This is a genomic window from Sphingomonas psychrotolerans, assembly GCF_002796605.1.
Classification (GTDB): Bacteria; Pseudomonadota; Alphaproteobacteria; order Sphingomonadales; family Sphingomonadaceae; genus Sphingomonas; species Sphingomonas psychrotolerans.
Genome location: NZ_CP024923.1, coordinates 4,583,905 through 4,597,393 on the forward strand (window position 1 = coordinate 4,583,905; position 13,489 = coordinate 4,597,393).

The 13,489-nt window shown below is 65.2% G+C and carries 13 protein-coding genes; all 13 read left to right on the forward strand.

The window, feature by feature from the left end:
- Window positions 1-58: 58 nt before the first annotated feature.
- The 13 genes from CVN68_RS20795 (at window position 59) to CVN68_RS20855 (ending at window position 13,468) form a co-directional block, all read left to right on the forward strand.
- On the forward strand, window positions 59-751 hold the full coding sequence (locus CVN68_RS20795; RefSeq protein ID WP_100283881.1) for a winged helix-turn-helix domain-containing protein: 693 nt from the start codon (window positions 59-61) through the stop codon (window positions 749-751).
- Window positions 751-2,094 carry a sensor histidine kinase gene (locus CVN68_RS20800; RefSeq protein ID WP_199560154.1) on the forward strand — a complete coding sequence of 448 codons (1,344 nt, stop codon included), beginning with the start codon at window positions 751-753 and terminating at the stop codon, window positions 2,092-2,094. The genes CVN68_RS20795 and CVN68_RS20800 overlap by 1 nt, the downstream gene beginning before the upstream one ends.
- 263 nt (window positions 2,095-2,357) lie before the next feature.
- The gene (rpsM, locus tag CVN68_RS20805; RefSeq protein ID WP_100283883.1) at window positions 2,358-2,726 is read left to right on the forward strand and encodes a 30S ribosomal protein S13; all 369 of its coding nucleotides are present in this window, start codon (window positions 2,358-2,360) and stop codon (window positions 2,724-2,726) included.
- A gap of 14 nt (window positions 2,727-2,740) precedes the next feature.
- On the forward strand, window positions 2,741-3,130 hold the full coding sequence (gene rpsK, locus CVN68_RS20810; RefSeq protein WP_077511532.1) for a 30S ribosomal protein S11: 390 nt from the start codon (window positions 2,741-2,743) through the stop codon (window positions 3,128-3,130).
- A gap of 101 nt (window positions 3,131-3,231) precedes the next feature.
- Window positions 3,232-4,302: a DNA-directed RNA polymerase subunit alpha gene (locus CVN68_RS20815; protein WP_100283884.1), complete on the forward strand. Its 1,071-nt coding sequence runs from the start codon at window positions 3,232-3,234 to the stop codon at window positions 4,300-4,302.
- 402 nt (window positions 4,303-4,704) lie between these two features.
- Complete coding sequence (locus CVN68_RS20820; RefSeq protein ID WP_233503464.1) at window positions 4,705-6,936, forward strand: TonB-dependent receptor; 2,232 nt, start codon at window positions 4,705-4,707, stop codon at window positions 6,934-6,936.
- Window positions 6,937-7,159: 223 nt separating this feature from the next.
- Window positions 7,160-7,582, forward strand: a complete 423-nt coding sequence (gene rplQ / locus CVN68_RS20825; RefSeq protein WP_100283885.1) for a 50S ribosomal protein L17 — start codon at window positions 7,160-7,162, stop codon at window positions 7,580-7,582.
- 80 nt (window positions 7,583-7,662) lie between these two features.
- Window positions 7,663-9,810, forward strand: coding sequence for a prolyl oligopeptidase family serine peptidase (locus tag CVN68_RS20830; protein ID WP_100283886.1), 2,148 nt, complete (start codon window positions 7,663-7,665; stop codon window positions 9,808-9,810).
- A 426-nt stretch (window positions 9,811-10,236) separates the two neighbouring features.
- Window positions 10,237-10,446 (forward strand): hypothetical protein, encoded by a 210-nt coding sequence (locus tag CVN68_RS20835; RefSeq protein ID WP_158298997.1) that lies wholly within the window; start codon window positions 10,237-10,239, stop codon window positions 10,444-10,446.
- Between the two features lie 109 nt (window positions 10,447-10,555).
- On the forward strand, window positions 10,556-12,112 hold the full coding sequence (guaA, locus tag CVN68_RS20840) for a glutamine-hydrolyzing GMP synthase (RefSeq protein WP_100283888.1): 1,557 nt from the start codon (window positions 10,556-10,558) through the stop codon (window positions 12,110-12,112).
- 26 nt (window positions 12,113-12,138) lie between these two features.
- A complete protein-coding gene (locus CVN68_RS20845) occupies window positions 12,139-12,711 on the forward strand; it encodes a hypothetical protein (RefSeq protein WP_233503465.1) in 573 nt (190 codons plus the stop codon).
- Window positions 12,696-13,124, forward strand: coding sequence for a GNAT family acetyltransferase (locus tag CVN68_RS20850; RefSeq protein WP_100283890.1), 429 nt, complete (start codon window positions 12,696-12,698; stop codon window positions 13,122-13,124). The genes CVN68_RS20845 and CVN68_RS20850 overlap by 16 nt, the downstream gene beginning before the upstream one ends.
- On the forward strand, window positions 13,121-13,468 hold the full coding sequence (locus CVN68_RS20855; protein WP_100283891.1) for an ArsC family reductase: 348 nt from the start codon (window positions 13,121-13,123) through the stop codon (window positions 13,466-13,468). Before CVN68_RS20850 ends, CVN68_RS20855 begins: the two co-directional genes overlap by 4 nt.
- Window positions 13,469-13,489 lie beyond the last annotated feature (21 nt).

Consider the following 13,489-nt stretch of genomic DNA (forward strand, 5'->3'; position numbering starts at 1 on the left):
CGGCGGAAGGTCCCCCTCTTTCCGCCGGCCGTTCCGCGTCCTAAGCGATGGACTGCCGATGACTCGCAAGATCCTCCTCGTCGAAGACGATTCCGCCTCCGCCGCTTATGTGGCCAAGGGGCTGCAGGAAGCCGGGTTCGCGGTCGAGGTCTGCGGCGACGGTCGCGACGGGCTGTTCCTCGCTTCCGAAGGCATCTTCGATCTTGTGGTGGCCGATCGGATGCTGCCCGGGCTCGACGGCCTGTCGATGCTGGGCGCGCTCCGCGCCGCCAACATCGGCACCCCGGTGCTGATCCTTTCCGCGCTCGGCACCGTCGACGATCGGGTGAAGGGCCTCCACGCCGGCGCCGACGATTATCTCACCAAGCCCTTCTCCTTCGCCGAGCTGCTCGCGCGGGTCGAGGCTCTGCTCCGCCGCGCCGACGGGGCAGGTGCCGAGCCGCAGATCACCCGGTTGAGCGTGGGCGATCTCGAGATCGATCTGCTCGCCCGCAGCGTCACGCGGCAGGGCCGTGCGATCCCGATCGGCGGGCGCGAGTTCAATCTGCTCGAATTCCTCGCCCGGCATGCCGGGCAGGTGGTCACGCGCACGATGATGCTCGAGAAGATCTGGAACTATCACTTCGATCCGGGCTCAAACGTGGTCGATGTCCATATCGGCCGCCTGCGCCGCAAGCTCGAGGAAGGGTTCGACGCGCCGATCCTGCATACCGTGCGCGGCGCGGGCTATCGCCTGTCGCTCGACGGCTGATGCGGATCTCGATCACCGCGCGGCTGGCGCTGCTCGCGGTTTTGCTGTCGCTGGTCACCAGCCTCGCGCTCGCCGGGCTGATCTGGCAGCAGACGCATGACGACGCGATCGAGGCACTGCGCCGCGACACCGCGCAACAGACCGATGCCTTTGCCGCCGTCTACCGTTCGGGCGGGATACCGGCGCTCGCCCAGGCGATCGCCGATGCGCAGGCGGATGACGATTCGCTGGTTGCTGTTGTTGTCGACCGCAGCGGCGCGCGGCGGCTGGGCGTCGGTCCCGACAAGCTCGCCTTCGCGCCTGCGGCCGAAGCCTTTCGCATCGCCACGCTCGGCGCGACCGGGGAATGGGCGGGTCAGGAGGCGGGGATCGCGATCCGCCCGCTCGGGCGCGATTGGCTGGTCAGCGGCCGCCTGCTCGACGATTGGGAGCGCACCCAGCGCAATATCGAGCGCGCGTTGCTGCTCGCGGTTTTGTTGTCGCTGGTGCTCGGCGTCGGTGCGGGCCTCGTCCTCACGCGCTACGTCACGCGTCGTCTCGATCGCATCGCCGGCGCGGTCGATGCCGTCGCCGCCGGCGATCTGACGCGCCGGGTTGGTACCGCGGGCGGGAGCGACGCCTTCGACCGGCTTGCGCTGCGGATCGACGGCATGCTCGATCGGATCGACCGATTGATGGCCGAGCTGCGCGTGGTCACCGATTCGATCGCGCACGACCTGCGCTCGCCGATCGCCCGGCTGCGCGCCCGCGCCGAGGCCGCGGCGACCGCAAGCCAGCCGCAGCAGCGTGAAGCCGCGCTTGCCGGGCTGATTGCCGAGACCGATCTGGTGATGCGGATGCTCGCGGTGTTGCTCGAGATCAGCCGATCCGAAGCGGTGACGCGCGACACCCTCGTTTCGCTCGATCCCGCTGCGCTGATCGAGGAGATCGCCGATCTCTACGCGCCCGTCGCCGAGGAGGCCGGGTTGCGCTTCGTCGTCGCGCCGCCGCCGTCTGCGCCAGCCCTGCAAGCGAAGCTGCACCGCGAATTGCTGTCGCAGGCGCTCGCCAATCTGATCGACAATTCGCTGCGCCACGCCGCCGCCGGTGGCGAGATCGCGCTGTCGCTCCAGGCGGTTTCCGGTGAACTCCGCTTCACGGTCGCCGATCGCGGATCCGGTATTCCGGCTGCCGACCGCGCACAGGCGCTGAGCCGGTTCGGCAGGCTCGATTCGGCGCGCAGCCTGCCCGGAGCGGGGCTGGGGCTGGCGCTGGTCGAGTCGGTCGCGCGGTTGCATGGCGGGCGGCTGGAGCTCGGCGACAACGATCCCGGGTTGGTCGCGACGATCGTCGTGCCCGTCTAGCCCTTCGCTTGCGGCATGGGGGATGATGTCGGGTCATCCAGCTTGGCGGGCGCGCAACGTTCGTGTATGCATCCGGTTCCGGCGATAGCTGCCCGCAGCGCTTGACAGCGCCCTTGCGGCTGCATATGTCGCCCATCTTCCGAAACACCGGTTGCACGGCGGCGTTCCTTTGCGCTCGCTGGGCCACCGCATTTTCGGATCAACGCTACGAGATGGGGTGCAGGCTGCCATGCGGCGCCCCGTGGAGCTGGGAGAATAAATTCATGGCACGTATTGCGGGTGTTAACATCCCGACCAACAAGCGCGTCGTTATCGCGCTGCAGTATATCCACGGCATCGGCCAGACCAAGGCCAAGGAACTCACCGAAAAGCTGGGCATCGCGCCCGAGCGTCGCGTGCAGGACCTGTCGGACCAGGAAGTGCTGCAGATCCGCGAGGCGATCGACGCCGGCTACACCGTCGAAGGTGACCTTCGACGCAATGTGGCGATGAACATCAAGCGCCTGATGGATCTGGCCTGCTATCGCGGCCTCCGTCATCGCAAGGGCCTCCCGGTCCGTGGCCAGCGCACGCATACCAATGCGCGCACCCGCAAGGGCAAGGCCAAGCCGATCGCCGGCAAGAAGAAGTAAGGGAGCGCTGAGCAATGGCACGTGAACCGCAGCGCATTAAGCGCCGTGAGCGCAAGAACATCACATCGGGCGTCGCCCATGTGAATGCTTCCTTCAACAACACCATGATCACGATCACCGATGCCCAGGGCAACGCGATTTCGTGGTCGTCGGCCGGCATGATGGGCTTCAAGGGGTCGCGCAAGTCGACGCCTTATGCTGCCCAGGTCGCCGCCGAAGATGCCGGCCGCAAGGCTGCCGAGCACGGCGTTCGCACCCTCGAGGTCGAAGTCAAGGGTCCGGGTTCGGGCCGCGAGAGCGCGCTGCGCGCCCTCCAGGCGGTCGGTTTCCAGATCACGTCGATCCGCGACGTGACCTCGATCCCGCACAACGGCGTTCGTCCGTCGAAGCGCCGTCGCGTCTGATTTGCAATACTGTCCGTTCACGGGCCCCGAGGGCGGGGTCCGGACCGGGCAGCTGGTACCCGGCAGGATGGCCCCGTCCTGCCCAAATATGAGGAAAGCCCGTGTCGGTGAACCCTAAGAACTGGCAGGAACTCAAGAAGCCCAACGGCCTCGAAAAGAAGGCCGGTGGCGATCCCAAGCGCAAGTCGACCTTCGTGGCCGAGCCGCTCGAGCGCGGTTTCGGCCTTACGCTCGGTAACGCACTGCGTCGCGTTTTGCTCTCGTCGCTGCAGGGCGCCGCGGTCACTTCGATCAAGATCGAGAATGTGCTTCACGAATTCTCGAGCCTTGCCGGCGTCCGTGAGGACGTGACGGACATCGTGCTCAACGTGAAGCAGATCGCCATCCGCATGCAGGGCGAAGGCCCGAAGCGGCTCCAGCTCTCGGCCACCGGCCCGGCTGAAGTGAAGGCAGGCGACATCGCAGTCTCGGGCGACATCGAAGTGATGAACCCCGAGCTGGTGATCTGCCATCTCGACGACGGCGCGACGCTCAACATGGAGCTGACCGCCGATACCGGTAAGGGCTATGTCCCCGCTCAGGCCAACCGTCCGGCGGATGCGCCGATCGGTCTGATCCCGGTCGACGCTTTGTACAGCCCGGTCCGCCAGGTGTCGTACAAGGTCGAGAATACCCGCGTCGGCCAGGAGCTCGATTACGACAAGCTCACGCTGACCGTCGAGACCGACGGCACGATCACTCCGGAGGACGGCCTCGCTTATGCGGCGCGCATCCTCCAGGATCAGCTCTCGCTGTTCGTGCATTTCGACGATTCCGCAGTCACGCGCTCGGCGCCGATCGGCATGGCCGCTCCGGCGGCTGCAGAAGGTGGCGTCGCTTCGGGCGATACCGCGCAGATCAATCGTTACCTTCTCAAGAAGGTCGACGAGCTCGAACTGTCGGTGCGTTCGGCCAATTGCCTCAAGAACGACAACATCATCTATATCGGCGATCTGGTCCAGAAGACCGAAGCCGAGATGCTGCGCACCCCGAACTTCGGCCGCAAGTCGCTCAACGAGATCAAGGAAGTGCTTTCGAGCATGGGCCTGCGCCTGGGTATGGAAATCCCCGGCTGGCCGCCCGAGAACATCGAAGAGATGGCCAAGAAGCTCGAGCAGGAAATCATGGGCTGAGGCGCACCGGATTAGCGCAAGCTAATCCGGAGACGTCGATAGCCCGGCCGGCGGAGCCACAGGCTCCGACCGACGACGCGGTTTTGCCGCGTCGGACTCGACTGCACGAAGGGCTCCGCAGCAATGCGGGGCCCTTTTCGTTACTTGCGCGAAACGGCCGGTTCGACAGCGTCGTTGCGAAGCTTCGAGTGAACGGCAGGCGTGGGCAGCGAGAGTCCGCAAGTTGCGCTTGTGGTCTTTTGGCAACATTCTCCAGCAATTACGCCGATTACATAAAACTTTCCGCCGGCACGAGACCAGCCCTCCCGGCAAACCACCTATAAATTTGGGGAGTAAAATCACCGGGTAATGGGAAGTTTAATGATGCGTTTGAATACATCGGTTTGCTTTGGCGCACTCGCCGTGTCGCTCTTGGCCAGTGCGCAAGTCAATGCGCAGACCAGCGACGCGAATGCCGTCGCGGCCACTGAAACGGTCACTGCCGACGTGATCGGGGGGAAGGACGATGAGATCGTCGTCACCACGACCGCGCAGAAGCGGTTCGAGAACCTTCAGAACGTCCCGCTCGCAGTGCAGGTGATCACGCCGTCGCAGCTCGAGGCGCAGGGCGTCCGTCACTTCCAGGATCTGGGCAAGGTCGCGCCGTCGCTGACGATCCGCACGGCCGAGCATCCGGTCAATGCCAACGTGTCGCTGCGCGGCGTCGGCACCTTCGCATTTGGCATCGGCGTCGAGCCGAGCGTCGCGGTGACCGTCGATGGTGCGGCGGTCGCGTTCCAGGCACGCGCCTTCGCCGACCTTCCCGACGTGGCGCAGATCGAAGTGCTGCGCGGACCGCAGAGCACCTTGTACGGCAAGGCGGCGTCGGCGGGTCTGATCAAGATCATGACGATCCAGCCGACCGACACGCTGCATGTGCGCGCCAATACGCTGGCGACCACCGACAGCGAATTCGGCGGCAATTTCAGCATCACGGGGCCGATCAGCGAGACGCTCGGCTACGTGTTCTCGGCCGGTTACAACAATTGGGGCGGCAATGTCCGCAACCTCGCCGACGGCAAGAAGGCCAATGGCCGCGAGACCCTCAACACCCGCGCCAAGCTTCGCTGGAAGGCGACGCCCGACGTCACTTTCACGCTGTCGGGCAATTATTTGAACGGCAACACCACCGTCGGCCGCCCGTTCATCCGGATGGCGCCCAATGCGCTCCTGCGCAACCAGCCGGGTCTGACGCCCGCAGTGGCCTTCCCCGGCGTGACGATCGACGAGGACAATCAGAACATCAGCAACAATTCCCCGTCGCGCACCAAATATTGGGGCTGGGGCACGCTGCTGCGCAGCGAAGCCAATATCGGCAAGCTGAACGTCCTGTCGCTGACTTCGTACGATCGCTACCGCCTCGACGACTATCTGGATCATGACGATACGTCGGCGCCGGGCCCGTTCGGCAGCAATATCAACGTCGGCGCGTTCAAGTCGCGGCTGTTCACCCAGGAGCTTCGCCTGCTCTCGCCGGGGGACGAGGCATTCCGCTATGCCCTCGGCCTCTATTACGCGAATGTCGGTTTCGAGCGCCCGTTCAAGCGCGGCCCGGCCTTTTCGCCCGCCGACTGGGAAGCCAGCTCGGGATCGCGCCAGATCGCCGGCTTCGCCCAGATCGACTGGGAATTCCTGCCGCACCTGACCGCGACTGCGGGTGGCCGCGTCCAGAACGAAGCGATCAAATACACTTTCCGCGACAAGATCGCCGCGACCAACTTTGCCGGCGATGCGAGCGACAGCACCGCCACCTATCGCCTGGGCCTCAGCTATCAGGTGACGCCCGACGTCATGTTCTTCGGCAGCTATACGACCGGCTACAAGGGGCAGACCTATGATCTGACCTCCGGTTTCAATGCCGCGCGTGCGAACGCAGGACCGATCCGGCCCGAAACGTCGCGCGACAAGGAATTCGGTGTCCGCACCCAGTTCTTCGATCGGCGTGCGACGTTCAACGTCACGTATTTCGACACCGATTATACCGATCTGCAGGCGCAATCGATCGAGACGGTGAACGGCACGTCCAACTTCCGCCTCACCAATGTCGGCGGGCTCAACACCAAGGGTCTCGAATTCGAACTCGGTGCCCGGGTCACGCGCGACCTGAGCTTCAACGGCGCGGCGACCTATCTCGACGCGACCTACACTTCGTTCCCGGCCGCCCAATGCTATGTGCTGCAAACCGCTGCGCTGGGCTGCGTCGGCACGCCGCCCAGCCAGAACCTGACGGGCACGCGCGCCGTGCAATCGCCGAAGTGGAAGACCTCGGCGGGCGCGGAATACGCGCCGTCGCTCGGCCAGAATCTCAAGGGCGTTGCGCAGGTAAGCTGGCAGTACCAGTCGAGCCTCTATTACGTCGCCCGCGATCCGCAGGCCTTCCAGCCGGGGTTCAGCGTGTTCAATCTGGGTCTGGGCGTGCGCGAGCAGGATCGTCGCTGGGAAGTGACGGCGTTCGTCAACAATCTGTTCGACAAGCAGTATTTCCAGTCGCTGGTGAATTCGGCCGGCAATTACGGCAACCGGATCGGCACGCAGGCACTGCTGCCGCGCGATTTCCGCCGCTATGGCGGGGTGCGGGTCGGCGTGCACTTCTGACCTGAGAACGGGGGCGGGACTGGTTCCCGCCCCCAATCGCCATTGTTGATCGCGAATTACGCGACGGACAGAAAGGCGCGCAGGCATCGAAACCTTGACTTTCGGCACCGAATCCGCTTTGGGCGCGCCTTCCTGCGGAAACGCGTGGGGGTATTGGCAGCACCCTGAAGCTGCCTGGCCCGGGGTACCTCACACGGCCCCTTGACGAACGAAGGAAGAAATCATGCGCCATCGCGTAGGCGGCCGTAAGCTTCAGCGGACCTCGGCTCACCGTATTGCCCTGTTCCGCAACATGAGCGCCGCGCTCATCAAGCACGAGCAGATCACCACCACCGTCGCCAAGGCTAAGGAGCTTCGCCCGTACGTGGAGAAGCTGATCACGCTCGCCAAGAAGGGCGGCCTTTCGAACCGCCGTCTCGCGCATTCGCGCCTTCTCGACGACGCCCAGCTGGTCAAGCTGTTCGACGTGCTCGCCGCGCGCTACGCCGACCGCAACGGCGGTTACACTCGCGTGATCAAGGCCGGCATCCGCGCCTCGGACGCTTCGCCGATGGCGATCATCGAGTTCGTCGATCGCGACGTCTCGGCCAAGGGTCAGGATTCGGGCCCGGTGCTGACCGACGAGGATTTCGACGAAGCCGCCTGATCGCTGCGTCGATAGCAAAGACTTGAGAAGGAGGCCGGCCCTGCATAGGGTCCGGCCTCCTTTCCATTTCGGGGTATGCGATGCGCCGTATCATTCTCGCTCTTCCGCTTCTGTTCGCCAGCCCCGCTCTCGCCCAGACCCCCTCGGAGCCGCATACGACGATGACCAAGCCCGCTTATCCGCAGACCCGCCGCGTCGATGTCGTCGAGGAACAGTTCGGGGTGAAGGTCGCCGATCCGTATCGCTGGCTCGAGAACGATGTGCGGAACGACAAGGAAGTCGCCGATTGGGTCGCCGCGCAGAACAAGGTCACCGACGCCTATCTCGCGACCTTGCCTGGCCGTCAGCCCTTCGCCGATCGGATCAAGGCGCTGTTCAATTATGAGCGTTTCGGCGCGCCGGTGAAGAAGGGCGGGCGCTATTTCTATGCGCACAATGCCGGCTTGCAGAACCAGGCGGTACTCTGGGTCCGCGATACGCTGGAAGGCGAGGGCCGCGTATTGATCGACCCCAATGGTTGGTCGAAGGACGGGGCTACCGCGCTCGCCGAATGGCTGCCGTCCGAAGACGGCAAACTGCTCGCTTATTCGATCCAGGACGGCGGCACCGACTGGCGCACGATCAAGGTGATCGACACCGCGACGGGCAAGGAGACCGGCGACGAGATCAGCTGGGCCAAATATACCATGGGGCTTTCCTGGGCCAAGGATGGCTCGGGCTTCTTTTATTCACGCTATCCCGAGCCGCCCGCCGAGGCCAAGTTCCAGGCGCTCAACGAGAACCACAAAATCTATTTCCACAAGCTGGGCACGCCGCAATCGGCCGATCGGCTGGTCTATGAGACTCCGGCGAGCCCGAAGCTCAGCCATTATGCCGGAATCACCGACGACGGCCGCTACCTCGTCATCGGCACCACCGAGGGCACCGACAACCGCAACCTTGTCCATATCGTCGACCTGAACGACTCCAAATGGCAGGCGCGCACGATCATCGGCAAGCTCGAGAACGACTGGAGCGCGGTCGGCAACAAGGGCAGCGTCTTCTATTTCTCGACCAACGCCGGCGCCCCGCGCGACCGTATCGTCTCGATCGACATCGCCGATCCCGGACTGACACCGAAGGAGATCGTGCCCGAGCAGAAGGAGACGCTCGCAGGCGCCTCGATCGTCGGCGACCGGCTGATCCTGAACTATATGGTCGACGCCAGGACCGAGGTGCGTCGCTATACGCTGGACGGCAAGGCGGACGGTAAGGTCGCGCTTCCGGGCATCGGCACCGCCAGCGGCTTCGGCGGCGAATTGGGCGATCCCGAGACCTTCTTCGCCTTCACCAGCTTCAATTATCCGACGACGATCTTCCGCTACGACGTGACCACCGGCAAGTCGACGCCATGGGCCCAGCCCAAGGTCGCCTTCGATCCGTCGCAGTACAAGGTCGAGCAGCGTTTCTACGCCTCGAAGGACGGCACGCGGGTGCCGATGTTCGTCGTGCGCAAGGCCACGACCACCGGCCCCGCGCCGACCCTGCTCTGGGGCTATGGCGGGTTCAATGTGCCCTACACCCCGGCTTTTTCGGCAGCGCGCGTGGCATGGATGGAGCAGGGCGGGGTCTTCGTCCTCGCCAACATTCGCGGCGGCGGCGAATATGGCAAAGCGTGGCACGATGGCGGCCGCCTCGCCAACAAGCAGAACGTGTTCGACGATTTCATCGCGGCGGGCGAATATCTGATCGAGCAAGGCATCGCCGGCAAGGACCAGCTGGCGATCCAGGGTGGTTCGAACGGCGGGCTGCTGGTCGGCGCGGTGGTCAACCAGCGCCCCGATCTGTTCGCCGCGGCGCTGCCTGCCGTGGGGGTGATGGACATGCTGCGCTTCGATCGTTGGACCGCGGGGCGCTATTGGGTCGACGATTACGGCTATCCGTCGAAGGAAGCCGACTTCAAGCGCCTCTACGCCTATTCGCCGTATCACAACATCAAGGGCGGGCGGGCCTATCCGGCGATCCTGGTGACCACGGCGGATACCGATGATCGCGTCGTTCCCGGCCACAGCTTCAAATACACCGCCGCGCTGCAGGCCGCCGACATTGGCGACAAGCCGCACCTCGCCCGGATCGAGACCCGGGCCGGCCACGGCTCGGGCAAGCCGACCGACAAGATCATCGAGGAAGCGGCGGATCTGTACGCCTTCGCGGCCAAGTGGACGGGGCTGGAGGTCAAGCCGCGCTGAGCATGGTGCGTCGCGGGAACGCCAGGGGACGGGGCACGTTGCAATCGCATGCTCTGTCCCCGCCTTTGCGTCGCCTCGCTACTGTTGCTCGCAGCCTGTTCGACTGAGCCCGCGGGAGGCAATGCCGTCGTGGGGAATGGCGCGGAGGCGAGCGCGTCGACCACGAGCGCTAATGCAAGGTCCGAAGCTCCTGCTCCCGTCGCGCCGGCGCTGCCCCTGGCGGCTGGTAATGCAGCCGGTGACACGATCGGTGGCGATGGATCGCAGATCCGTCTGCTGCCGCTCCGACCAGAGGACGCAGACCGGGTCGAAGGCGAACTCGCCTGTAGTTTTCAGGCGGAGGGCGCGCCTGCGGCCCTACTGCTGGCCCGTGCCGATGTCGGCAAGACGGCGCGGGGGTTCGCAGTGGTACGAAATGGCGCCCCCGTGGAAATGCTTGCCGGCACGGCGGAAGGTGGCTTCGGCGCGATGGAGAAGGGCGCTGTCTTCGGTGGCAAGGGGCTGACGGTACGGATCACCCGTCTGGCGCGCCTTGATACAGGCAACGAAAGCACGGCGCACCGGGCGTCACTGGTTGCACAGCGCTCCGACGGCGCCGAACGGCGGTTCGAGGGCGTATGGAATTGCGGGCCGTGAGGATCGTCAACATCTCTTTCTCCTCCCTGCAAGCAGGGCAGGAAGGGCGCGCCGAATACCAATAACCGGGCTCTTCCCATGCCGGCCGCTTCTGCTATGCGCGCTGGGCATGGAACATCATGCCGATTCAATCCTGATCGTAGATTTCGGGAGCCAGGTGACCCAGCTGATCGCGCGCCGCGTGCGCGAGGCCGGGGTCTATAGCGAAATTGCCCCTTTCAATGCCGCCGCCGAGGCGTTCGAGCGGATGCAGCCCAAGGGGATCATCCTCTCGGGCTCGCCTGCCTCGGTGCTGCACGAGGAAAGCCCGCGGGTGCCGCAGGTCATTTTCGATTCGGGCTTGCCGATCCTCGGCATCTGTTACGGCCAGCAAGTCATGATGCACCAATTGGGCGGGCAGGTGCAGCTCGGCGATTCGGGCGAATTCGGGCTCGCCTTCATCGAGATCGAGGATAGCTGCGTGCTGTTCGACGGCCTGTGGGCCGAAGGCGAAAGCCATCAGGTGTGGATGAGCCACGGCGACAAGGTCACCGAACTCGCTCCCGGCTTCCGCCCCGTCGCAGTCAGCCCCGGCTCGCCCTTCGCGGTCGTCGCCGACGACGCGCGGCGCTATTACGCCACCCAGTTCCACATGGAGGTGGTCCACACCCCCGATGGCGCGCGGCTGCTCGCCAATTTCGTGCGCCACGTTTGCGGGCTGCAGGGCGACTGGACGATGGCCGAATTCCGCGCGGCCAAGATCGCCGAGATCCGCGCGCAGGTCGGCACCGGCCGGGTGATCTGCGGCCTCTCCGGCGGCGTCGATTCGGCGGTGGCGGCGGTGCTGATCCACGAGGCGATCGGCGAGCAGCTGACGTGCGTGTTCGTCGATCACGGGCTGATGCGGGCAGGGGAGGCCGATCAGGTCGTCAGCCTGTTCCGCAACCATTACAACATCCCGCTGGTCCATGTGAACGCCGAGACCTTGTTCCTCAACGGGCTCGCCGGGCTCACCGATCCCGAGGCCAAGCGCAAATTCATCGGCAAGACCTTCATCGAAGTGTTCGAGGAGGAGGCGAAGAAAATCGGCGGCGCCGATTTCCTCGCGCAGGGCACGCTCTATCCCGACGTGATCGAGAGCGTCAGCTTCACCGGCGGGCCGTCGGTGACGATCAAGAGCCACCACAATGTCGGCGGTCTGCCCGAGCGGATGAACATGAAGCTCGTCGAGCCGTTGCGCGAATTGTTCAAGGACGAGGTCCGCGCCCTGGGCCGCGAGCTCGGCCTGCCCGACATCTTCGTCGGCCGCCACCCGTTCCCCGGGCCGGGCCTCGCGATCCGCATCCCGGGCGAAGTCACCAAGGAACGCTGCGACATTCTCCGGAAAGCCGACGCCATCTATCTCGAGGAAATCCGCAACGCTGGGCTCTACGACGCGATCTGGCAGGCCTTTGCGGTGCTGTTGCCGGTGCGCACCGTCGGGGTGATGGGCGATCACCGCACCTATGATTATGTGCTGGCGCTGCGCGCGGTCACGTCGACCGACGGGATGACTGCAGTCGCCTTCCAGTTCCCCGGCGATTTCCTGCCGCGCGTCGCCACCAGGATCGTCAACGAGGTTCGCGGGATCAACCGCGTAACCTATGATTATACCTCGAAGCCGCCGGGCACGATCGAATGGGAATGATGCGCTATGGTCTGCTCCTCTTGCCCATGCTGCTTGCGGGTTGTGGCGGCCCCGAGCCGGAGCGCAACGCCACGCGATCGGTGGTCATCACCGGCAACGACAACGAACTGATCGTCCCCGTGCCGCGGGGCGCCGGGCAGAATTCCACCGAAGCCGGGGGGGCTGCGGTGGCCTTGGAGCCCGACGGTCTCGGCCTCGGCGCCACTCGCCGCGCGACCTTCGGTATGCCCCGCGCCGCAGTGACCGACATGCTCGCCAAGGCGCTCGGCAGCCCGATCGAGGAAGGTGACGATCAGGAATGCGGCACGGGCGCATTGTCCTTCGCCAGCTTCCGCGGTGGGCTCGGTCTCTATTTCGACGCCGGCAAGTTCGTCGGCTGGGACTTGGACGGGCGTGACGGCGGCCGCTTCGCCACTGCAACCGGCCTCGGCATCGGCACGACGCGCAAGCAGCTCGACGCCGCCGCCCCGGTCACCCTCGAGGATTCGACCCTCGGCATCGAATTCAGCATGGGCGGCCTGTCCGGGCTGCTCAGTTCGCGCGATCCGGACGGCGAGATCACCAATCTCTGGGCCGGTGCGACGTGCATCGCCCGCTGATCGAGCCGGCGACTTCGCAAGATGCCACCGCGGTGGTGGCGCTGTGGCGCGCCTGCGACCTCACGCGCCCGTGGAACGATCCCGACAGGGACTTCGCTCTCGCGCTCGGCGGCGCAAGCTCGGTCGTGCTGGTCGCGCGCGGCGCCGAAGGCCTTGAAGGCAGCGTCATGGCTGGTTTCGACGGCCATCGCGGCTGGGTCTATTATCTCGCCGTCTGCCCTGACTGCCGCGGTGCCGGCCTTGGCCGGGCGCTGATGGCCGCCGCCGAGGACTGGCTCCGTGCCCGCGGCGCACCCAAGCTCCAGCTCATGGTCCGTGCGGACAACCACGCCGCGCTCGGCTTCTACGAGAAGCTCGGGCTCGAATGGCAGCAGGTCGTCACGCTCGGCCGCTTTCTGGAGGATTCCGCATGACCGTCACCCTGTACGGCATCAAGAATTGCGACACGATCAGGAAGGCGCGCGACTGGCTCGCCGCCCAAGCGGTCGCCTATGATTTCCACGATTACAAGACCACCGGCGTGAACGCGGCGCGGCTCGCCCGCTGGATCGAACTGGAAGGGTGGGAAACCGTACTCAACCGCGCCGGCACCACGTTCCGCAAGCTCCCCGAGGCCGACAAGACGGATCTCGACGTCGACAAGGCAACTGCGTTGATGCTGGCCCAGCCCTCGATGATCAAACGCCCGGTGCTCGAGCATCCCGGCGGGCTGCTGATCGGTTTCAAACCGGAACGCTACGCCACCGCGCTGCTCTAGCGGGCCCGTTTGATTTCCGTT